The following is a 22,409-nucleotide window of genomic DNA, read 5'->3' on the forward strand; positions in this document are numbered from 1 at the left end:
GGTAGTGTGAAGAGATCGATGCTGATGGGGGTGCTCGGCGCCTCGTTGCTGCTCAGTGGCTGCAAAGTGGAGCTCTATACCGGAGTCACTCAGAAAGAGGGTAACGAGATGCTGGCGCTGCTGCAGACCGAGGGGATCGCCTCGGACAAGCAGCCGGATAAGGATGGCCGCATCAAGCTGCTGGTGGAGGAGTCCGACGTGGCGCAGGCCATCGAGACCCTCAAACGCAAGGGCTATCCAAAAGAGAGCTTCTCCACTCTGCAGGATGTGTTTCCCAAGGATGGCCTCATCTCCTCGCCCACCGAGGAGCGGGCTCGCCTCACCTATGCCAAGGCGCAGGAAATCTCCAACACCCTGTCGGAAATAGACGGCGTGCTGGTGGCTCGCGTCCATGTGGTGCTGCCGGAGGGCAATGAGGGGATCAGCAAGAAACCCTCTCCCGCATCGGCCTCGGTCTTTATCAAACATGCGGCGGATATCCAGCTCGATACTTACATTCCGCAGATCAAGCAGTTAGTCAACAACAGTATCGAGGGGCTCGCCTACGACCGGATCAGCGTGGTGCTGGTGCCCTCGGCGGATGTGCGCCAGAGCCCGCTGATGCCGCGTAATACCTCGCTGTTCTCCATTGAAGTGAGCGAGGGTTCAAAATGGCGGCTGGGTGGCTTGATTGCCCTGTTGCTGGCGCTGGTGGTGACCAGCAACCTGGCGCAATACATGTGGCACCGTAGCCGGAGTCGCGGATGACGGTCGGTTTGACCCCCTATCAGCTGCGCTTTTGCCCGGCCAGTTACCTCCATGAGGCGCACCTGCCCTCATCTTGGGCGCTGGTGCCCAAACACCTGCCCGAGTGGCGAACGCTGCCAGCCAGTAACGGCGCCTTGCTCGAGGCGCTGGCATTGGGAATTGGCTACGAGATGCCCGCGCCTCTGGGGGGATTGGCGCTCTTTCCCCAAAGCGAGCTGGTGCTGCTGTTGCGCCGTCTGGGGGCAGTGCTGCACGGCGAGGCGATCCGTCGCTGTCTGCTGGCACCGACGCTGCGCCAGATCATCGCCTTGCTGGGGGAGGAGGGACACAGAGCCGTACTTTCCCAGCTTGACTTGTTGATCGGCCCCTGGCCTGCAGGCTGGCAGCGGCCGCTGCCCGCTCAGTTTGATGAAGGCTTGCTGGAAGAGGCTGGCTTGCAGTTCTGGCTGGCAGCGGCCGGGGAGGGCTACCCTGACTGGGCCCGCCGTCTCGCCCTGCGACTTCCCCCGGCGCAATCCGGGCCATCATGGCCTTTGGCGGCTGATCAGCTGCCACTGGCCCGGGCGCTTTGTCTCAAGATTGCCAAACAGGTAACCCCCCAATGCTGCCATTTGTTGAAATAAAGAGTAACCATCTGCAACTGGCGCCAAGCCAACGCATCCTGCGTAGCCAGGATTACCTCTCCTACCTGAGCGCGCAGGAGCTGGTAGAGGCCGCCCGTGCCCAGGCGGCCGATATTGTGGCCGAGGCCCGCGCCGTCTATGAAGAGCAGAAGAGCCTTGGCTGGCAAGCCGGGATTGACGAGGCCCGGCGCGAACAGGCAGTGCTGATCCACCAGACCCAGTTGCAGTGTCAGGGGTACTATCGCACCGTGGAGCAGCAGATGAGCGAGGTGGTGCTGCAGGCGGTGCGCAAGATCCTGCACGATTACGATCAGGTGGCGCTCACCCTCAAGGTGGTGCGCGAGGCGCTCTCGCTGGTGAGCAACCAGAAGCAGGTGACGATACGGGTTCATCCCGAGCAAGTGCAGGCGGTGCGCGACCAGATCGCCCGTGTGCACAAGGATTTCCCCGAAATCGGTTATCTCGAGATCTCCGCCGATGCCCGCCTCGATCAGGGGGGGTGCATCCTCGAGACCGAGGTGGGGATCATCGATGCCAGCCTCGACGGCCAGCTGGAGGCGCTCTCCCTCGCTATGAGTTCGGCGCTGGAAAAGCGTGGTGAACAGCAGGCCCGACTTGCCGGGGCGAATGCCGCGATTGAATAAGGCGGCTGAATATATGGCTGGTTACGTGAGAGAACATTCATCTGACAAGTCCCGTCGGTTGTTACCCGCCCAAAATAAAACCGCCCCGGATAGCCGGGGCGGTTTTTTTATTTAGCGATACCGAGACGAGCCGTGTGGGGACATAAGGGCTCAGCGATAGCGGCCACGTACCGAGCTGCTGGCGCGGCCGGCCATCTTGATCAGGCTCTGGCGGGTGTGCAGGTGGCAGAGCGCGACGCCGAGGGCATCCGCTGCATCCGCCTGCGGGGTGGCGGAGAGTTTCAGCAGATGGGTCACCATATGCTGCACCTGCTCCTTGGCGGCGCCGCCGGTACCGACCACCGCCTGCTTGATCTGGGTGGCGGAGTACTCGCTCACTGGCAGATAGGCGTTGACCGCGGCGACGATGGCGCTGCCCCGGGCCTGCCCCAGTTTCAGGGCCGAGTCGGCGTTGCGGGCCATAAAGACCCGCTCGATGGCAAACTCGGTAGGCTTGAACTGGGTAATGATCTCGCATACCCCGTCATAGACCTGCTTGAGGCGCTCCGGCAGCTCGCCGCAATCGGTGCGGATGCAGCCAGAGCCCAAGTATTCGGCCTTGCCGCCCACGACCCGGATAACCCCGTATCCGGTGATCCGCGAACCCGGATCGATGCCCAAAATAATGCTCATGGGTGTTGATTGCTCTAAACGCGAGTGATGGCCGCCAAGATAGCAAACTGTGGCCCGTTTGGCTGTATGTCCCGGGTCAAGCGGGCAAAGATTGGCCAGTCTGCGTCGGGCGTGGCTACCCCTTGAACAATTCTATGGTGTCGCCATCTTGCAGGCTGCCCGCGCCGCGCACCACCACCCGGTCCCCCTGCTTGAGGGCGCCGCTCACCGCCACCTGCTGGCTGTCGCCAAACAGCACGGTGACCGGCACCCGATTCACCTTGAGCGCCTTGCCGCTTCGCGCCACCTGATAGACCACGCTGCCATCGGTGCCGAGCACCAGAGCATCTCGGGGCAGCAGCATGCTCTGCTGATCCCCCAGTGGCAGGGCAACCCGTACTGGCGAGCCGATGATGAAGTTGCCCGCTTCCGGTTTGAGGCGCAGCTCGATCAGCCGTGATCTGGGGTCGGCGCTGGCGGCTCGCTGGTAATAGACGCCGTGACCGCTCAACTGCTCCCCCTCCACCCGCAGCCGGGTTTGCGGCGCCAGCTGCTGGGCCCATAGAATGGGGGCCTGCAGGCGGATATCCGGCTGATCCGGGTTGACCAGCTCCAGCGCCTGCTCGCCCGCGTCCACATGCTCGCCGGGCTGGATGAAGTGGTTGTTCACCACCCCGTCGAACGGGGCATAGATGTGGCTGCGGCGCAGCTGTTCCTCAATCTGGTTCACCTGTATGGCGGCCAGTCGCTCGGCCAGTGCGGCCTGCTCCACATCGTAGCTGGCCTTGTCGTACTGGCTCTGGGAGGCGCTCTTTTGCTGGTGCAGTCGGGTGATCCGCTGGGATTCGGCGCGGGCGAAGCGCAAGTTGCTCTGCCATTTCGCCTGCTCGGCGCGAGCCTGCTCCAGCGAGAGGCGCAGTGCCGCGCTGTCGAGGCGCAGCAGCTCGTCCCCTTTTTTGACCCGGCTGCCAAATTCGGCGATCCACTCCACCCGGCCGCTCACTTCGGCGCTGAGCGCCGCTTGCTGGCGACTCGCCACCGTGCCGCTGACCCAGATATTGGCGGCCGCATCCCCTTGGGTCACATCCGCCAGGGTCACCATCTTGCCCTGATTGGCCAATACCGGTAGCGCACTGCCTGCTATCAGCACAGCGCCAGCCAACATGCGGGTAATCATATGTGTCATCGATGAGCTCCTTGCTCAGGCCCGCTGGCGCAGGGGTTGTGGGATCGCCACCTGCTCCCCGAGACGCAGGAAGGCAGGCAACAGGATCAGGGTAAACAGGGTGCTGCAGCTCATGCCGCCGACAATGACGGTGGCGAGCCCGCGGTAAATTTCACTCCCCTCGCTCGGACTCAGCATCAGCGGCAGCATGCCGAAGATGCTGGTGAGGCTGGTCATGGCGATGGGGCGCATCCGGCTTTGCAGGGCATCGGCCACCGCCAGCTGGCGGCTCATGCCGTCTCGCTCCGCCGTGCGGGTCTGATGCACCAGCAGGATGGCGTTGTTGACCACCAGTCCCAGCAGGATGACAAAGCCGATGATGGTGAGCAGATCCATCGGCAGTGGCACCAGCAACCCGCTCAGTTGCAGCGCCAGAACGCCGCCAACCGAGGCTAGGGGCAGGGTGAGCAACACCAGCAGGGCATCCTTGATGGAGGCAAACACTCCCCACAGCAGCACCAGCAGGATCACCACGGCGAACAGGAAGATGGTCCCCAGATTGTCGAGCGCCTGTTGCAGGCTGTCGGCGTTGCCGGCAATGCGCAGCTCGCCACCAGCGGGCAGCAGGGGGCGGATGGCGGCAAAACTGCGGTTTTTCAGGGTGTCGAGCACCTGCTCCATGGTCATGCCCGCCGGAGGCGCTATCTGCAGGCTGATGCTGCGCCGCCCATCGGCCCGGAAGATACTGGCCGGGCCCATGTCGTGCTCTACCCGCAGCAGCTCGCCAAGGGGAACGATGCGTCCGGAGGGGGTGGCCAGCGGCACTGCCTTTAGTTCGTCCGGATTGGCGGAGCTCTGCCCCATCAGCATGATGTCGAGCCGATCTTCGCCGTCAAAATACTCGCCAACCCGCAAGCCGTCGCCAAAGGTCTGGATGATGGTGGGCAAGGGCGTGCGATCCCAACCCACTTCGGCGAGGCGCCGATCTTGCGGCACCAGTTTGAGCTCGGGGGCGGTGAAGTCGAGACTCGGCTCGGGCCGGATCTGTGCTCCGGGCAGGTCCTTGCTGAGGATCCCCATGCTGGCACGGGCCGCCTGATAGAGCTCGGGCAGGTTGCCTCCCTGCAGCAGCAGGGAGACGCCGTTCTCGCTGTCAAAGCCGCCAAACAGCGACCCCTGACCGCCGAACACCCGGGTGTCGGGAATACCCACCAGCAGCTGTTTCATCAACAGGCTCTCCAGCTCCTTGATGCGGGTCTCGTCCTTGGGGCGCACGCCAATCTGGGCGCCCCCCGGGTAGCGCAAGATGTAGTAGTTCTTGAGGGCAGGCTCTTTCTCCCCCTTCATGTAGGGGGCGAGGCGGGCGATCAGGGTATCGATCACCTCTTCGCGCTGGGCCTTGAGATTGACCCCTGGGGTGAAGTTCATCCAGACATCTACCGCGTCCCGTTTCACGTCCGGCAGATAGTCCATCTTCGGCAGCAGCGCCCAGGTGGCCAGGGCCGGCAGACTCATCATCAGGGTGATGACCGCCCAGCGCTGGCGTGAGGTAGAGGTCCAGCGGATCACATGACGGGTAGTGCGCTGCCACAGCGACTCATAGGGATCGGTCAGCGTTTCACGCCCCATCCAGCGCGCCGCCACCGCGGGCAGCACGATGACGGCGACCAGCATGGAGACCGTCACGGCGCAGGCGATGGTCAGCGCCAGATCGGCAAACAGCTGACCCTCCACATCGTTGAGCAGCAACACCGGCAGGAAGATAGCAACCGTGGTGAGGGTGGAGGCGACCAGCGCCGTCCACACCTGACGGGTGCCTTCGAGCGCCGCCTCCGCCTTGCTCAAATCTCCCCGCTCGTGGCGCCGGTAGATGCTCTCCAGCACCACGATGGCGGCGTCGAGCACCATGCCGACGGCAAAGGCGATGCCCGCCAGCGAGATGATGTTGAGGGTACGATCCATCACCTTGAGCAGGCAGAAGGTGAGCATGATGCTGATGGGGATGGCGAGGGCAATCATCAGGGTCGCCCTGAGCTGGCGCAGGAAGAGCCAGAGGATGGCACAGGAGAGCAGCACCCCGAGCCCCAGGTTGGCGGTGACCATGCTGACGGCGCGATTGATGTAGAGGGAGGCATCGAACGACTGCTCCATGTGCAGCCCGACCGACTCCAGCACCTCGCGGTTGAGCTCGTTCACCCGAGCCTTGATCGCCTCAAGGGAGGCCAGGGCATTGGCGCCGCTCTCCTTGAAGATCTGGGCGGCGATGGCGGTATTGCCGTTCTGGATCCGCAGCACCGGGTTCTCTTCCCGGGCCACCCTTACTTCTGCTACATCCCGCAGATAGATGGGCAGGCCATCGCGCCAGTCCACCACCTTGTCCCCCAGCGTCTCGACATCATAGCGACCGGCAAAGCGCAGCTTGTACTCCCAGCGCCCGATGTCGAGGGTACCGGCCGACACGTCCCAGCCGGTGGTGGCCCGGCTGGCCAGCACCGGGATCTCCACCCCCAGCTCGGCGGCGCGATAGGGGTCGAAGCGGATCTGGATCTGGCGCTCGTTGATCCCCTCGATTGCGACCGTCGAGACCCCTTCGATGCGTTCCAGCTCGGGTTTGACCCGCGCCTCGATCAACGCCTGATGATCATCGATCACCCCTTTGGCGCCGGGCAGCTGCTGGATGAAGAAGAAGGTGAGGGTATCGTTGCTGCTGTAGTTGTTGACGTAGGGGCCGCCAATCTTGTCCGGCAATCCCGAGACCCGGTTCAATCGCGAAATCACATCGAGTTGGGCCCGTTGTATGTCGGTGCCGAGGGCAAACTCCATGTCGATTTCGGTAAAGCCGGGATAGCTGTTGCTGACAAGACTCTTGAGCCCCTGAACCCCCTGCATCTCCTGCTCGATGGGGTCGGTGATCTCCGACTCCATCTCCTGGGGCGAGGCTGAACGCCAGCTCACCGAGATGTTGAGGTGTGGACGGTCGATGTCGGGGAACAGCTGGATCGGCAGTCCCCGGATGCTGAGCAGGCCCAGCAGGAAAATCAGCACGATCGAGACCGCCACCCAGATGGGGCGTTCGATCGCCGTTTTGGCGAGGTTCATTCACTCTTCCTGAGTTGTTGTTATCGGCCATTCCGCTGGCCTTGCTTCCAAAGTCCCTGCAACAGGGACTCAAGCATTTAACTGGAATTCTCCTTGCTTGTAAATGCATGGTTAACAAACAAAAAAACCGGCCACGAGGGCCGGTTTGGTACAGGTTTGCCAGCGGATCAGGCGGCGTGCTCGACCTTGTTTGGCTGCTTGTTTGCTTGCTGGGAGAAGCCTTCCAGCTCGCCCGGGGCGAAGTTGTCTACCTGAATCGCTTCGTAGCGCAGGGCATCGGCGGCCAGCAGCTTGTCCGCTTCGTCCTTGCTCAGGATGGAACCGGCCAGCGCGGCGGCAACCAGCTCCGGCAGGGCCAGTTTGCGGGGCAGTTTGCCCTCTTTCTGGGCCTGCACCAGCTTCTTCTCGTAGGGCTGCACAGCGACCATGGCCTGGAAGGCGCGCTCCATCAGGCCGACCGGATCCGCCTCGTCCTTGCCTACATAGCAGAGAGCGGTCAGACGGTCGCGGAATTCGCCCGGCTTCATCATGGCCAGACAGATGGCGTGGCAGCGATCGTCGGCCGGCATCTTGTAACCGACGCCGAACGGGAACACCACGCGCTTGAGTACGGCACCCACCACCTTGTTCGGGAAGTTCTGGAAGAAGCCCTCGAACGCCTTGCCAATCAGGTAGAGGTTGCGCTCCACCGCGTACTGCACGAACGGCAGATCGGAGACCATGCGGCCCTGATCCTCGTAATGCTTGAGGGTGGCGGAGGCCAGATAGAGGTGGCTCAGTACGTCACCCAGACGGGCGGAGATCATCTCCTTGCGCTTGAGGTCGCCACCCAGCATCAGCATGGAGACGTCGGCGCACAGGGCCAGCCCTTTACTCATGCGGGAGAGCTGCTTGTAGTAGCGGGCGGTTTCGCCGGCTACCGGCGCGCTGTTGAACTGACCCAGGGTCAGCCCCTGGAACAGGGAACCGAAGAAGTTGCCGGCGCCGAAGGCGATGTGCTTCATCAGCAGGGCGTCAAACTTCTCGAGACCGCGTTCCACGTCGGTATCGGCTGCCGCTTCCAGCTCGGCAAACACGTACGGGTGGCAGCGGGTAGCCCCTTGCCCGAAGATCATCAGGTTGCGGGTCAGGATGTTGGCCCCTTCCACCGTGATGGCGACCGGAATACCCATGTAGGCGTAGCCGGTGTAGTTTTTCGGGCCCAGCTGGATGGCACGACCGGCGTGGATATCCATGGAGTCATCCATGATCTGGCGCGCCATTTCGGTCATGTGGTACTTGGAAATCGCGGTGACGATGGCCGGTGCCTGACCCAAATCCAGCGAACCTGCGGTCATGCGACGGGCCCCTTCCAGCTGATAGGTGAGGCCGCCGATGCGGGCCAGCGCTTCCTGCACCCCTTCAAACTTGCCGATGGACATGCCGAACTGCTTGCGCACGTAGGAGTAGGCGCCCACGGTGCGGCTCGCCATGTGACCGCAAGCGGTGCCCAGCGCAGGCAGCGAGATACCGCGACCGGCGGAGAGACACTCTACCAGCATACGCCAGCCGCGACCGGCGTAATCCGGGCCGCCGATGATCCAGTCGAGCGGAATGAACACATCCTTGCCGAAGGTCGGGCCGTTCATGAACGCCAGACCCATAGGGTAGTGGCGATCGCCGACGCGCACGCCGGGGTGGCTGGTGGGGATGAGTGCGCAGGTGATGCCGAGCTCCTCCTTGTCACCCAGCAGTTTTTCCGGGTCATAGAGTTTGAACGCCAGCCCCAGCACGGTGGCACGGGGCGCCAGGGTGATGTAGCGCTTGTTCCAGTTGAGGCGAATACCCAGCACCTCTTCACCCTTGTGCATCCCTTTGCAGACGATTCCCTTGTCAGGAATGGCACCTGCATCGGAGCCCGCTTCCGGCCCGGTCAGGGCGAAGCAGGGCACCTCTTTGCCATTGGCCAGCCCCGGCAGCCAGAAATCTTTCTGGGCCTGGGTGCCATAGTGCATCAGCAGCTCGCCCGGGCCAAGGGAGTTCGGCACCATGACGGTGACCGCGACACTCAGACTCTTGGTGGCGATGCGGGTGACGATGGTGGAGTTGGCAATCGCCGAGAACTCGCGGCCGCCGTAGGATTTCGGGATGATCAGGGAGAAGAAGCCTTCCTTCTTCAGATAGTCCCACACCGGCTCTGGCAGGTCTTTGGTTTCGTTGACGATCTTGAAGTCATCAACCATGGCGAGCAGGGTTTCGACCTGATTGTCGATAAAGGCCTGCTCCTCTGCGGTCAGCTCGGCCTTGCCGTAGCCGTGCAGTTTTTTCCAGTCGGGGTTGCCGCGAAACAACTCGCCATCCCACCAGACGGAGCCGGCTTCCATGGCCTCCCGCTCGGTAGCTGACAAGGGCGGCAATATCTTTTTGAAGATGCCGAACACCGGACGGGTTACCACCTTTTTACGGATGGAGGGTACGCCGAGCACAACGGCTATCGCCAGCACCAGCAGGACAAGCAATGTGATCATACCGAAGTTCCTTCTATTTCACTGTTTCCGTTGATTTATTGTTGGTTATTACACGGCCAGGGAGAGCCTGGTCGACTCCACGGGCGCCCCGACTCCGGACGCCAGATAAGGAATAACGTTGCGCACCAGCCCTTCCACATCGAGCTGCTGGCCAAAGTCGGCTAGGGCGATGTCGCGCAGCGCATCGGCGGAGGCCATGGTGAATACGACGGTGCCCAGAGTGAAGTGCAGGCGCCAGAAGAGGTCCGCTGGCGACAGGGCCGGATTGGCCTTGGAGATGGCCTGGGTGATCCGCTGCAAAATGGGGCCATAGTGGGCGGTGATAAAGCGGCGCAGGTGGCCCTGGCTGTCGATATAGCCGCGCCCCAGCAGCTGCATGAAGATGGCCGGGCCGTTGGCCCGCACCGCCGAGAGCTTCATCAGCGGCTCGACAAAGCTTTCAAACAGTTGCAGCAGGGTCAGCTGCTCCTGCTCCATCAGCACCCGCAGGCGGGCATCGAGATCGGGCATAAACAGGCTGAGATAGCGGTCGAGCACCGCCTGGATCAGCTCCTTCTTGGAGCCGAAGTGATAGTTCACGGAAGCCAGATTGACGTCGGCCTCGCTGGTGATCAGACGCAAAGAGGTATCGGCGAATCCCCGCTCGGCAAACAGCACTTCAGCGGCGTCGAGAATACGGTTTTTGGTATCGATTTTACTCACTGGACACCTCACTTAAACGAATGTTTAAAAAGTACGTTTCATAACGTGAAGTGTCAAGAGAATGTGAATGAGTGTTAGCGGAATGTTTTTCGATGAAAAAAGCAAAGTGGGCGGAACTTAGTCAAAAAGCAGGACTCTATATCTATGCCACTGCAATTAAACATTAAGTCTCGCCCAACCTGCTCCATGCTAGTTGGGCCTTTTTTTGCGCGTTTGTTACCGGTTTGCAGGCAAAAAAAACCGCCGCAGGGCGCGACGGTGGGGAAAGTGAGTTCGCGTCATCCTGACGGCAAACTGTCGATGCGAGTTCAGGCATGTATCGACGGGGGCAGTATGCCAGCCAGGGTCCTTCAGACTATGTCAGCTTCGCGGTATTTTGTGACAAAGTGTGGCAAGCACTGGCGTGGCCCAAGCTGCCGCTCTTTGTTATGCTGCCCTTTCAAAATATGAGGGGAGAGAAGATGAAGTACCCGGTCGATACCCACACTCACACCATTGCCAGCACCCATGCCTACAGCACCATCCACGACTATCTGCCGATAGCCAGGGCCAAGGGGATCAAGCTGTTCGCCACCACGGATCATGGCCCCGAGATGGCTGATGCCCCTCATGTCTGGCATTTTGCCAACTTGCCGATATTGCCAAGAGTGGTGGATGGGGTAGGGATCCTGCGGGGTATCGAGGCCAACATCAAAAACCTTGAGGGGGAGATCGATTTTCCCGAGCGTTACGAGTCGCGTCTGGACATGATCATGGCGGGCTTTCATGAGCAGGTATTCCCTCCCTGCGATCAGGCAACCCATACCCAGGCGATGATCAACGCCATCAAGAGCGGCCGGGTCGATATGGTCAGCCACCCGGGCAACCCCGCATTTCCCATCGACATTCAGGCAGTGGTCAAGGCGGCAGCGGACTATCGGGTGGCGCTGGAGATCAACAACTCCTCCTTCATTCACTCGCGCCCGGGTAGTGAAGGCAACTGCCGTGCCATAGTCGAAGCCGCGCGAGATCTGGGGGCCTATCTCACTTTCGGCTCCGATTCCCACGTGGCATTTACTCTTGGCGATTTTGACCACTGCCACCGTCTGGTAACCGAAGCGGGCTTCCCGCAAGAGCGGCTCCTGGTGCGCTCCCCCCGCGCCCTGCTCGAATTTCTCGAAAGCCGCGGCCGTGCCCATATCCCCGAGTTTGTCGATCTGTAAATCGGGCTCTAACACCATGAGCCAACTCATAAAATCGAGCTGGCTCAATTGACTTGCCGGTCATTTTTTATGAATGTGGAGAGCAACAAGCCGGTATAGCTCAGTTGGTAGAGCAGCGCATTCGTAATGCGAAGGTCAGGAGTTCGATTCCCCTTATCGGCACCATATAAAACAAATGGTTAGCTTCTCAGTGAAGCTGGCTATTTGTGCATTTTGGATTGGGGTACCACGTGGGGTACCACATTTAGCATGTGATAGACTTGTATCACTGTCCATCCAACTCTTTTTTGGCTTCTCGATGGGAGGAGAAAAGGGATAGGTGTTTTTGAGTAAACTTGGTGACCGCCTGAGCGGCTACTAGTCATGGATGGGGCTATCTCTCCGCCATATGCTAATTCCAACCTGTTGATTAGGTTGGGTTTTTTCGTTTATTTCTTTGTTCTGGTAGGCCATTAGGTGTTAGCTGACATACTACCCGGATGGATTACATTGGACATCGATCCAGTCAGGTGTCCACGTATTAATGATGTTTCCCTCTCTTAGAGATTATATCAACCAAGGCAACGTAGCCTTGGCGCTATCCGAGATAGCTCCCGCGACAGCGAAGGTAAGCCACACAATTATCTACTCTCATTCCACCCAGACGTCATCAGCTCAGCGAAATCACGACGTGAAAGAACGTTCGAGCAGTCACGCCAATCCTTATCAGATGGAGCCATGGTTTCGGTGTAGCGCAGGTCAAAGCCATTGGCTTGTTTCTGAGCATTGATGTACTCATCCATTTTCTCACCCATAGTTTCAATATCCTCGATCCATTCATCACGGATCGTATCTGGTAGAGAACCAAAAAGGTTGTAGCGATCCTGCATCCGTTCGGAAAGCTTATCGTACACTTTTTCATCGACAGTTTGCTCGTTGACAAGATTCAGCATATCGACTTTTTCGCGAACTTGTCCAAAGCGCTTGATACGACCGATCCGCTGCTCCAGGCGAGTAGGATTCCAAGGTAAGTCAATGTTGATCAGTGTACCCAGCGTCTGGAGGTTTAGGCCTTCACAAGCTGCATCGGTGGCGACCATTATTTCCAGTTGATGTTCTGCTACCATGCGTTTTAGCGTTTCGCGCTCAATATTTACGCTTTCACCTTTTTGATACAGGCGGCTGCGACCAGCGCCAGCATAGAGGCCGACCGCTTGGTCGGGGTAGCGTTCAGCAAGTGAATCGGCGACCCATTTCGCCGTGTCGTAATACTGGCTAAAAATAATGACGCCATATTTCAGCCACTTTTCTTTCTCGAGGTAATGAATGACGGCGTTGAGCTTGGGATCTTCGTCAATACGCTCTAGCCGAGAGATCATTCGTTGCAAAACGGCAATCTCTTCGGGGCTTTCGGCAGTGAGCTCGATAACCTGTTCGTCACTTTCTTCACGAACAGTTCTCCCTTCAAGCAGCATTCGCGCTGTATTCAGTCCGGCTGCAATACTTGAGCAAATCCGCTGCTCCATCAGATTTTTCATGAAGCCGCTACCCTTTCCACTCTGCGCCAGAGCTTTGCCAAAGAGTCTGGCCTCCGAATAGGCTTGCCGGAAATCCTCACTTGTTCTAAGCGCTTTACCCTCGAACAAGCTATTAAACAAGTGGACTTCTTTCGCCAAGGCTTTCTCTGGATGAACATCCACACCAATACGCGGCAAAAGACCAGCATCTTCTAGGGCTACTCGCTTGCGCAAAACAATGTGACGGATGAATGGATTTTCCCGTTGAAAAAAACTGGCACTAGCAATGTCTCTATCTAATTCATCCTCAAGGTACTCCAAGGAGTCCCTGTGTAGGTCGGATAACGAACTATTAATATTCCACCGGTCATTCCGATTAATTAATTCAAGATCCTGACGCACAGAGCTAAATAAGCGGCGTGCAAACGGTTCATTAGTCGAATCTACGACAGGTAAAGGGGAGCGCAGCAGCTCCCAGGCAAAACTCGGTTTGGTGACACGTTGTTCACCAGACAAAATCGGTAGTACCTCTTGAGGTCGGTGCCATTTAGAGAAGTCGTTACCGAGTACGAAATTACCGTCCCCCTGATGCAGGATCCCAACCAAATCCCATAAATCTTCGGCGCGAGTCTGAATAGGGGTCGCGGTGCCTAAAATAACGTGATCGGAGCGCGCAGCAATCTCGCGCATAAACGCAAGCAGCTCATTGTGGGTGCCCGCGTCTTTGCCGAAGCCTTGACGGCTTCGAGCTTTATGCGCTTCATCCAAAATAGCTACACCAAAGCGTAATCCCAGCAAATATTGCTTTTCCAACGAGTCGCGCATCATCAGGCCAGTGGATACGATCCCAACACGCAGAGGGCACTTGGCAATATGCTCTTGCCCTGCTGGTGAAATAATTCTCCCTTCAGGATCCAGCCAAGCTTTCTTTTGGGTTTGCCACCGAGCACAAGGGATACCCAGTTTATCGATCATTTCCACCTGCCATTGTTCACACAGTGTGGCAGGAGCAAAAATAATGACAGGTTTGCGCTTCTTATTCTCGCGATCGCTGAGCAAGCATAGTGCGAGAGCCGCCGTCGCCATCGACAAGGTTTTACCCAGCCCGACTTCATCGGCAATCAACAAGCGCACAATACCATGGTTGTGGTAATGACGAATGCACTCACTCACAAACCCTTGTTGCCAAGGTTGCAAGGAGAACCCTTGGCGATAAAGTGGTGACTCAATAAGTGCTGCTGGGGCAATATCGTCATCTTCATCAATATCTTCAAATAGCACCTCACGGCGATAACCTCGGCGTTTTACCTCACGGATAATAGCTTCAGGTAGAGGTCGAGCCGCATTCCACAAGTATTCAAACTCTTGCTCAATCCACAGCACCCCCTCTGGTGACTCGTCTTCCCAAAGAATTTCGTAATGGCGTTGCCAGCCACTACTGGTCTCGTTCATGGAGCCGATGAAGCCGATTTTTCGGCCATCGGCTAGCTCTATCACGCCAGCCTTACCGTGTAGAAAACCACAAACGCTATCAGGGGCGACGCGAATAACTTGGCCATGCTTAGCGAGAAAACTATCTAACTGGCGATAGCGGTCACGATTGAGCAGACTTTCGGCTTCAATATCCTGCTCATTCCATCGACCAATCATCTTGGATTCGCGTAGCTGGGCTACCTTCAGGTCGTCGGGATGGATATCCACGTTGCAGACGATTTTTACATCGGGAATAGACTCAATCAGTTCGTTGGCGACTTCAAATAACGAGCTGGTAAAATAACCAGCAATCCGCTTATAGCTGCGAGCACCTTTTAGGTGCTCCAGCAAGAAGCTACTGTCAAGTCTATGTGTACGTGATGAAAAGCGACGAATGCTCATTACTGTGGAATCTCCATCCGCGGTGGTTACTTACCTTGTTGCTTCGTTGTTGTGCCTACTTTATTGACCAAGCGCGCGCATATTTTTCAAACGAGCACCCAACACATCTGCTGCATCGCGAGTGGCTTGTTCAGGAGCTTTCTTTTCAATAAACGCTAGGATGTCGATCAGTATTGGCCGCGCTTCCATAAAGTCTGGTAAGTCTGCTTGCAACTGGTTGACAACGGTCTGTGGCTCTTTCTCATTGAGAATCTGCTGTAACCCAATAATTAAATAGCCAAGCCAAGTTGAACCGATTTCGGTACTGTCCGTGAGATCTCGTGATTGAAACTCTGGGATTTGCCTCAAATGAGCCCTATTGGCACCCATGTTACCCATGACCCGGCTGTAGTCTTCTACTCGGAAGGCCTTAGCAAAGTTCTGGTAGTTATCTAGTTTGGTGGCTCCAGTGGTTTCAATATCCATCATGCGTAAATAGAAACGCTGAATACCGTTGATTTTTTGCCAAGTATCAGCGCTTAAACCTTCTGGCACCAGCAAACTATTGGCTGCTTCAGCGGCTTGTTGCACGATTTCATCTACGACAGTCATTTCACCTTTGGTGCGGGGACGCAAAGCAAAGCTGGTGACGTCTTCACCGCCAATATGGGTGTAAGAGGTCAGCACTTTTAGCGCGGCTGCATAACCAGCCATTTGTAGATCGGAGTCGTTAAAGACAGGTTCGCCGAGCTTGCCTTTAACTTCGTCGTTCAGATGCATCATGGTTTCGATCTGGCGCTTTACTTCCGCGCGCACTGCTGGGAGCAGTCGCTGTTTGAAGCCAGCGTTTTCCCCTGCGGGCCGTTTGCGCAGCATCAGTATCACCGTACCTTGCACGTAACCACCTTTTTTCAGCTCGGTACTTGTTTCGGTGGCGATATACCATGCGCCAACAACCTGCAAACCGGATGCCCAGAAAATACCGATCATGTCTGACCACACGCCTGTATCTTGATGGGTAAACATCACGCATTGCATACCGTTGTCTGGCATATGATCGGACATGGCTTGATAGGCGCTAACCATGCCTTTCCGGAAGTCATCGCCAGAACCTTTGATAGCTAAGGCGCGGCGAGAGTCCCAGGTCCATTCATCAAATGGTTTGGGTGGGTTTCTTCGCAGCCAGGCGATGAAGTACTCGGTGATTTCGTGATAATTAACTGCGTCGGCATAAGGTGGATCTGTTATAAAGACATCTTGAAATTTCGACATCTCATGACTTGCTACTGATTTCACCTCGGTATTAGACCCCAATATGTGATTTGGGTAATTCTGAACAAACTCAAGGTCAAAAAAAGAACGATTTGCCCAGTTGAAAAGCGTATTTAATGCTTGATTTGAGAATACGTTAGAGGTGAAATCACTCCCACCGCCAGAGGAGAACCTGACAATCCATCGCGATAATTTTGAGCAGAAGTCCAAAGCTCCACAAAACTCTAGCAATAGTTCAGGCTGCTTTATTTCCTGCTTAATGAGAGATAGAACAAGAAGATCTCTTGGCGTGAATAAATGATGCCAGTGAGTCCATCCTCTTTCTCTACCTAATCTAGTCGTTTCATCTCCTTGCTCAATTTCCATATCAGGCAAGAACCCATTAGCCTGCCAATCAGCGATATTGTCAGAAATAACTTTCTCGATCACTTGTTCGCGTTTGATGTCCTCTTCCCTTACGGAAGTATAAAATACATCTTTTCTCGCACTATTGATGGTTTCTTTGGTAATCCATTGGATGGCATATAACCTTTCCTGAAAAACATCATCCTTCCTAGGCTTGAAATCTAGTTTTTCCCATGGCCTTAATCGATTTTTGGTTTTTCCGTCACCATTCCTGAAATCACCTCTAAGCGTTTTAATTGGCGTACGATAGATTTTTCCATCTAGTTCGAAAACCATTTTCCCGTCTTGAACTGAGCCAGCTTTTGCTGCTTCAAAATCTGCATCTGAAACGCCAGAGATTACTTCAATATCAAACGATTTGGTTTCATTATTTGGTATAAGCTTTGCAACGGTATTCTGTCTTGGTGAAATAACCCAAGTAGAAGACAGCGGAACCATCCATCCCGTTTCGGGGCAGCGAGCCTCGATGCAATATAAGAAAGCCTTTGCTCTGTTGCCTTCTAAATCATGTTCGATTCCTAAATCAGCTATCTTCTTTTCTACCTTGTTTTTGATTTCTAATTGCCATTCTATTATCGAGTTATGGGTGTCTGGTTTTGCACCAATAATATTAAATGTACCCCAGGTGAGCATGCATGCGATTGGATTCAGGTCTGACGCGTATACATCACAACCTAATCTGGCTGCTTCAAATGGAATTGAACCGCCACCACTGAACGTATCGGCTACCTTTGGACGATGTCCGTAGCGAAGTTGACCAAGTTGCTCAACCAATTCTTGGTGAGATTTAGCCTTAATTCCAAAATTTTGATAATGTTGATTAACGCTGGGCCAAATATGTGCATAAAGCCAATCCTGGTCTAACTCCTCTGGTCTTTTGCAAAGGCTAGCCCTTGCCTCATAACCATCAACAGTTTCCAGATATTCACGATAAATTGCTAGCTTCTCGTTCTCCTCAATATCACGTCGCCAGCGAAGTTTTAAACCGAGAGCGTCACTATTGATAGGAAACTGCAAGGTATCGACTTCATTGATATTATCATCAGTGACTTTTATGTTGTGACTAAAATAATCCCAAGGATTATGCAGCTGAATACGGAAGGCAATTTCTGCAGGCTTAATATTATTTTGAATGAGTGCGCGTTTGGCGAGGCTATCGATATCAAAGCCCATCAGCATATCGAATATTTCGAGATCTTTTTCACTGTCGTCGGTTTGAGGCAGAAGTGAACCCAGAACTACTGAGCGAACAAGGATAAGAGGTTTTCTGCCTTTCCAATAAGAACCAAGGGAGGTTAGTGTCTGGCCTGGGCCAGCTTTTCGTTCTTTTTGGGCTTCGAATGAAATTTTTTGTGCTGGGAATACCGATTCAATAAGAGCTGGTACATCCTTAAGCGCGAATGGAGTCAATTCTGTCATTTATTTCCATCTCCAATCAGACCGAGACACAAAGTTTCTATTTATACTTATATCTCGGCCTGTGATTTATTTTTATATTATGATGTGGTAATTAGCTATCAAAATGCTAACATCATATGTTAATTTTTCTTACCGTATCCTAGCTCTTTCAAGCTGTGGCCTTGTAGATCACGCCATGCATCCATGCCACTGCGTGGATTGCCAGCAATCACACATGCGGCTGCACTGGGGCTTTTAAAAAGATACTCGTGGGTAAAAGAATATACATTCCCTTTTTTCACGAGTATGCCCTCATCTAACAGCTTTTGACGCAGCTCTCGAATTGCTGGGCGAACAGATCTGGCGAGAGCGATGTTTGCTGTTGAGCCTTTTTTGACCAAGAACTCGGGGCTGCTGAGCTCACCTACAGGGCGCCCTAAAGCCTTAGCTTGTTTGGCCTCGTACAAGAATAAGACCTCTTCCGCAGAAGAGGTGTCTTGTTCAGTTAGATTAGGCTTGGGTGTACTGGCACTATCGAGCGGTATCGAGTTATGACCATCAGCATATTGGGGAGGTGTATTATCATCGCCGACGGGTATCAATGCGTCATAACCGGCGGATGGCGATTCTACTTCATGTGACGTTGATACACGGTCACTGTTGTAGGATACGTTGCTGTCTTGAGTGAACTCAGTTTGCTCGGCTTGAACGATATCACCCAGAGCATGACGCAAAGCGATACGCCAACCCACATCACGATCCTCAATGCCGCCACTACTTTTCGCAGTCATGCCAAATAACCACCAACGTTCCTCTGGACGAAGCGCTAACCAGTTACGTACTGCAACAGGGATATTATCAATTTCCATCCCTTCTATTGCCCAAGCCAGCACACAGAGCTCTTTACCCAGCAGACGGTCAACAACATTTTCTCCTACTTCCCAGCTGCTTGTATTCAAGCCATAGCTTTTCAAGCGAGCATTAAATGCTCGCTGCACTTCGGCTCGAATTGCGGCCCAGCGTGACCTGTCCAGTAGGACGCGATCAATCACAGAAAATTTTTCGCTTTGCGCTTGTAAGCCAAGGTGCTCGCTGATTTTTACTTCACCGTTATTACTCTTGGTGATGACCACTTTGAAGTGGTGGGGATCGCTGGTGGCAGGCACACCAAAGCCCAGCGTCGGATGCTTAGCCGCTGTTGTCGTTCTGCTTATTGGTGTCTTTGCCATATCAATAACCTCTGTGTTGGCGTGCTTAGTCGTCTTGGGTAATGTCGCCAGGCTTCAACTCAATGCCTACCAACTTGGCGAACTCTTTTGCTTCAAAGCCATTTTCAAAATCGATACCGTCCCTAACCGCAATTGAGACATTGGCATCAGCTTCGTTCAGGACATCGCGCAGGTTGTTGATTGTTGCCTCAATCATCGCGGCAGTGATTTGGCGTTCTCCAAAGCGAATGCTAACGGTCTTTTCACCTTCACCTATTTCGATGCGCACACCTTTAAAGCGAGTGTTTGCCTGATCTTTGCACCGGTTAATGACAGTAAAGACCTTTTCTGTCGTATCCAGCGGAATCCGTTTGCTACTGTTTAAGCGTGCAGGCTTGGTGTCATCAATCTGAACCGTTTTGTCACCGCTATGTGGGATCTTGAAATCGGCTGTTTGCGTTGCTTCACCGGATTTTGCGTAGACCAGCAAACGGGTTGCCTCTGATCCAATTTCGAACGAATTGGTATAGGGTTGACCGTCTTTTGGATTGCTGCCGTCCAAGGTGTAGTACAACTCGGCTTTAGGGGTACTCTGCAGTGTGACTTTGCGCTTATCGGCAAAAGGCTCAACTTGGTGTCTAATCTTTAGTTCGGCTACCCAGCGCGTTGGTTCGCCACTTTCGTATTTACCTGTTGGGTCAACCACTAAGAAATAGAGTGTACCTTCGGTCGTGGCAAAGTTCTCCAAGTCATCCACCCTCTGGTCTGAACTCGACACAGCGGCAGAGGTAGAGTAATGAATGACAGGACTTTCACCTGCGTTTCTCGGTGTCAAGCTAAGCAGTGATTCGCCCGTGTCTGGTGTTGTGCCCAGAAGCGAGACGTTGACGCTGGTTTTCTCTTTCGGAAAGGGCCCCTTCTCAACGTAGCCATCTTCTCCTAATCGCCAACGCCCTTGTTTCAAGGCTTCGTTTTTAAGTGTATCCATACCGCTGACACCAGGCATCCAAGGCCAACCTGCATTGCACTTGGCTCGGTTGACCACATCCTTCCATGGTGTTCGGCGGTTGCTGGCACCAGAGGGCCACAATTCAGATTCGGCCATCGCAAAATACTGGAGGAAGTCATCCTTTAGGTCAGCAGCCAGCTTATAGTTCGCTCTTGGATCTGCCATGAGCGTTTCAATCTGCGCTTCAGCAGATTGATCTCCTTCACCGGTTCTTAATCCCTGATCGATGGTGACTTTGAGCAAGCGTTCAGTTCCATCCATCACCTCGATGCCGGGGAACCATATAGTGTTGTATGCGGCAGACAAGGCCTTCATAAAACGCCCCTCAGCTTCTTCCAACCTGTCTCGTGCTTCCTCAAACAGGGTGTCGCCAGCTTTCAAGCGTTTTTCAATTTGCTCGATGGCGTACAACTCTCGTAGGCGTTCTTCTACTGCATCAGCCATGATGCTGTCCTGCCCGGTCAGTACTAGCAGGTTGTTCTTCTCCTGCTGAAACTCAAAGAAGTTGTTCAGCTCGCTGGGAGGCACTTTGCCATCGGGCTTGATCACGATTAGGACTCGCGGACCGCTCAATTTGAGTTCGTCCATGCGCGGAAGAATCTGTACTTCTTGATAGACGTTACGGCGGTTAGGTTGCAGGATGCCTTTAAGCCGATTAATCAACGCTTGATCAATTTTAGGCTGTGGAATTTCCTTTGCACTTCGCTCGATCTGACGCGACAGGTTTTCGGTTTCTTTGATGTAAAAACGTTGATCTTCCCGATGCAAGTACCAAGCTTGCTCGCGCAACTTTTGCAGCGTGTCGAGGAACTCATCAGCCTTACGGTTAGGTGCAGCCAAGAATTCAATCACTTCACTTTCTGACAGACCGATACGCCCACCAACCGCACGAGAGAGAGATGACGCTAAGAGCAGGGTCATTAGTTGACTCGCAGCATCGTTGCTAAGTTCACTATCGATGTGCTCAGCAATGGCATTCCCCTTGTCAGCAATGTCTCTAGTCACCGCCGGAATCAACTTAGGTGAAATGCGTTCGATCTCATCTTTTACTTGTTCGTCATTGAGGTCTAAATGCTGGGTGCCGATAAGGAACACATCATCGGTCTGACGTTGTTCCACACTTTTCAGTAGGCGAGCAGTGAACTGCATCAAACCTCGTGTTTGCCGGAAGCCTTCGTTTTCTTTAAACAAAGCAACCAAGTGCTTGAAAGAGGGGTGGAATGGGTAGGTCTCTCTTATCTGATCGGCGATTTGCTCGATGCTTGATGAGATGATGTATCCACCATCTTCTGCCTTTTTGATTTGTTGGGCGTACTCCTCCGCGACATCGCCTATGGTCTGTTCATCCGGCAGTTCATCAATTAGGCGTTTTTTTAGAATCTCATAGATCTCATTACCCGATAGTTGAACGGGGGTAATGGTCATCGACTGGCGGCGGGTTTCTTGCTGCAGATTAGAAATGGCCTCTTTGAGAGCCTTGGTTTGGCCTTCATAACTTCCCGATAGGTTGGCAATGACAATACAGCAATTGGGTAGTTCCAACGCAGCACTCATCAAAGTACTGAGGCTGTAGACAACCATGTCAGCAAGAGTGCCCGAGCCGTAGGCTTGTGTGCATGCGTTTTGGAGATAGGGGGGGAGTTCGTCAAGCATAATCAGCGTTGGAGTGTCGCCGATTATCTCTTTCCATTTTTGCTGATCAACAGCTTTAGGGCCACCGACCCAGTGTGACTTGATTTTTTCGGGCTCACCGAGTTGGGTCGCAATATCCCCCCATAGGTAGTTATCAGGGCTGTTACGGCCGTTAAATGCGGCAATTCTGGCATTACCAAAGTCCAGTCGTACATTCAGATCAGCAGGCAGAACTTCGGGGCGTAGATGAGCATGTTTTGCTAGCAGACCTAGCGCAATCATCATGTGGGTTTTACCGCCACCCATCGCCTGCGTGAGTTCAAAAACAGCTTGATCAGACTTACCAGAGAGGCGAAGCATACCTTCGCGAAAGAGTTGCTCCATGCCGTGGGTTACATAATTGCGAGCAAAAAACTCTTTGCCGTCGCCAGCATCATTAATGAGATCCGCTAGGTTCTCAATTCCCTGACTCATTCGATAATCCTGAATGACAGGATTAAAACGACAGGCCTGCTTAACTGTCTTGATCATGCTTTGCGTTCCCCAAGTTGTTCCATTTTTCCGGGCTGCTCAATGGCAATACCACTTTTCTCACAATGCTCGCGGATCAGTACCTCTACCATGTTTGCAATAGAGCGATGCTCAGCCTGCGCTGCGGCTCGCAATGCGTCTTTCAAGCCAGGATCGACTCGGATGGTAAGCGTTGCCGTCTTGGTGGTAGCCATTCCATTCTCCCAGAAATGCCTGCAAATGTACTGCAATATACTGTCTTGAAGATGGTTGGACAACTGAGAC

14 protein-coding genes and 1 tRNA gene are annotated in these 22,409 nt (G+C 54.6%); 5 read left to right on the forward strand and 10 right to left on the reverse strand.

Going from position 1 to position 22,409, the window contains the following annotated elements; all coding sequences use genetic code 11:
* The first annotated feature begins 6 nt into the window (after window positions 1–6).
* From ascJ to ascL, 3 genes are read left to right on the forward strand one after another with little or no spacing between them, the layout of a single operon-like run.
* A complete protein-coding gene (ascJ, locus tag ACTG2T_RS16350) occupies window positions 7–747 on the forward strand; it encodes a SctJ family type III secretion inner membrane ring lipoprotein AscJ (protein ID WP_179831119.1) in 741 nt (246 codons plus the stop codon).
* Window positions 744–1,370 carry a Yop proteins translocation protein K gene (locus ACTG2T_RS16355; RefSeq protein ID WP_330125092.1) on the forward strand — a complete coding sequence of 209 codons (627 nt, stop codon included), beginning with the start codon at window positions 744–746 and terminating at the stop codon, window positions 1,368–1,370. Before ascJ ends, ACTG2T_RS16355 begins: the two co-directional genes overlap by 4 nt.
* Window positions 1,349–2,014 carry a SctL family type III secretion system stator protein AscL gene (gene ascL / locus ACTG2T_RS16360; RefSeq protein ID WP_163129514.1) on the forward strand — a complete coding sequence of 222 codons (666 nt, stop codon included), beginning with the start codon at window positions 1,349–1,351 and terminating at the stop codon, window positions 2,012–2,014. Before ACTG2T_RS16355 ends, ascL begins: the two co-directional genes overlap by 22 nt.
* Before the next feature lie 150 nt (window positions 2,015–2,164).
* Here the strand turns inward: ascL and ruvC are convergent, their stop codons facing one another.
* The 5 genes from ruvC to ACTG2T_RS16385 form a co-directional block, all read right to left on the reverse strand.
* Complete coding sequence (ruvC, locus tag ACTG2T_RS16365) at window positions 2,165–2,686, reverse strand: crossover junction endodeoxyribonuclease RuvC (RefSeq protein ID WP_005334512.1); 522 nt, start codon at window positions 2,684–2,686, stop codon at window positions 2,165–2,167.
* Between the two features lie 115 nt (window positions 2,687–2,801).
* Entirely contained in the window at window positions 2,802–3,851 is a 1,050-nt protein-coding gene (locus ACTG2T_RS16370) for an efflux RND transporter periplasmic adaptor subunit (protein WP_330125093.1), read from the reverse strand.
* Window positions 3,852–3,866: 15 nt separating this feature from the next.
* A complete protein-coding gene (locus tag ACTG2T_RS16375) occupies window positions 3,867–6,929 on the reverse strand; it encodes an efflux RND transporter permease subunit (protein ID WP_330125094.1) in 3,063 nt (1,020 codons plus the stop codon).
* Between the two features lie 167 nt (window positions 6,930–7,096).
* Window positions 7,097–9,436, reverse strand: a complete 2,340-nt coding sequence (locus tag ACTG2T_RS16380; RefSeq protein ID WP_069528282.1) for an acyl-CoA dehydrogenase — start codon at window positions 9,434–9,436, stop codon at window positions 7,097–7,099.
* A 48-nt stretch (window positions 9,437–9,484) separates the two neighbouring features.
* Window positions 9,485–10,138 (reverse strand): TetR/AcrR family transcriptional regulator, encoded by a 654-nt coding sequence (locus tag ACTG2T_RS16385; RefSeq protein WP_005334507.1) that lies wholly within the window; start codon window positions 10,136–10,138, stop codon window positions 9,485–9,487.
* A 461-nt stretch (window positions 10,139–10,599) separates the two neighbouring features.
* On the opposite strand from ACTG2T_RS16385, the gene ACTG2T_RS16390 reads away from it, so the two are divergent.
* Together ACTG2T_RS16390 and ACTG2T_RS16395 are read left to right on the forward strand one after the other, a co-directional pair.
* Window positions 10,600–11,340 carry a phosphatase gene (locus tag ACTG2T_RS16390; RefSeq protein WP_330125095.1) on the forward strand — a complete coding sequence of 247 codons (741 nt, stop codon included), beginning with the start codon at window positions 10,600–10,602 and terminating at the stop codon, window positions 11,338–11,340.
* 89 nt (window positions 11,341–11,429) lie between these two features.
* Window positions 11,430–11,505: transfer RNA gene (locus tag ACTG2T_RS16395), tRNA-Thr, on the forward strand.
* A 455-nt stretch (window positions 11,506–11,960) separates the two neighbouring features.
* Here the strand turns inward: ACTG2T_RS16395 and ACTG2T_RS16400 are convergent.
* The 5 genes from ACTG2T_RS16400 to ACTG2T_RS16420 form a co-directional block, all read right to left on the reverse strand.
* A complete protein-coding gene (locus ACTG2T_RS16400) occupies window positions 11,961–14,711 on the reverse strand; it encodes a phospholipase D-like domain-containing anti-phage protein (RefSeq protein WP_330125096.1) in 2,751 nt (916 codons plus the stop codon).
* Between the two features lie 60 nt (window positions 14,712–14,771).
* Window positions 14,772–17,786 (reverse strand): anti-phage-associated DUF1156 domain-containing protein, encoded by a 3,015-nt coding sequence (locus tag ACTG2T_RS16405; RefSeq protein ID WP_330125097.1) that lies wholly within the window; start codon window positions 17,784–17,786, stop codon window positions 14,772–14,774.
* A 119-nt stretch (window positions 17,787–17,905) separates the two neighbouring features.
* On the reverse strand, window positions 17,906–18,994 hold the full coding sequence (locus ACTG2T_RS16410) for an anti-phage-associated DUF3780 domain-containing protein (RefSeq protein ID WP_127008749.1): 1,089 nt from the start codon (window positions 18,992–18,994) through the stop codon (window positions 17,906–17,908).
* 25 nt (window positions 18,995–19,019) lie between these two features.
* The gene (locus tag ACTG2T_RS16415) at window positions 19,020–22,145 is read right to left on the reverse strand and encodes an anti-phage-associated DUF499 domain-containing protein (protein ID WP_127008751.1); all 3,126 of its coding nucleotides are present in this window, start codon (window positions 22,143–22,145) and stop codon (window positions 19,020–19,022) included.
* Window positions 22,142–22,339 (reverse strand): ribbon-helix-helix protein, CopG family, encoded by a 198-nt coding sequence (locus tag ACTG2T_RS16420; protein ID WP_043119603.1) that lies wholly within the window; start codon window positions 22,337–22,339, stop codon window positions 22,142–22,144. The genes ACTG2T_RS16415 and ACTG2T_RS16420 overlap by 4 nt, the downstream gene beginning before the upstream one ends.
* Window positions 22,340–22,409 lie beyond the last annotated feature (70 nt).

The organism is Aeromonas sp. 75A, assembly GCF_051919425.1.
Taxonomy (GTDB): domain Bacteria; phylum Pseudomonadota; class Gammaproteobacteria; order Enterobacterales; family Aeromonadaceae; genus Aeromonas; species Aeromonas veronii.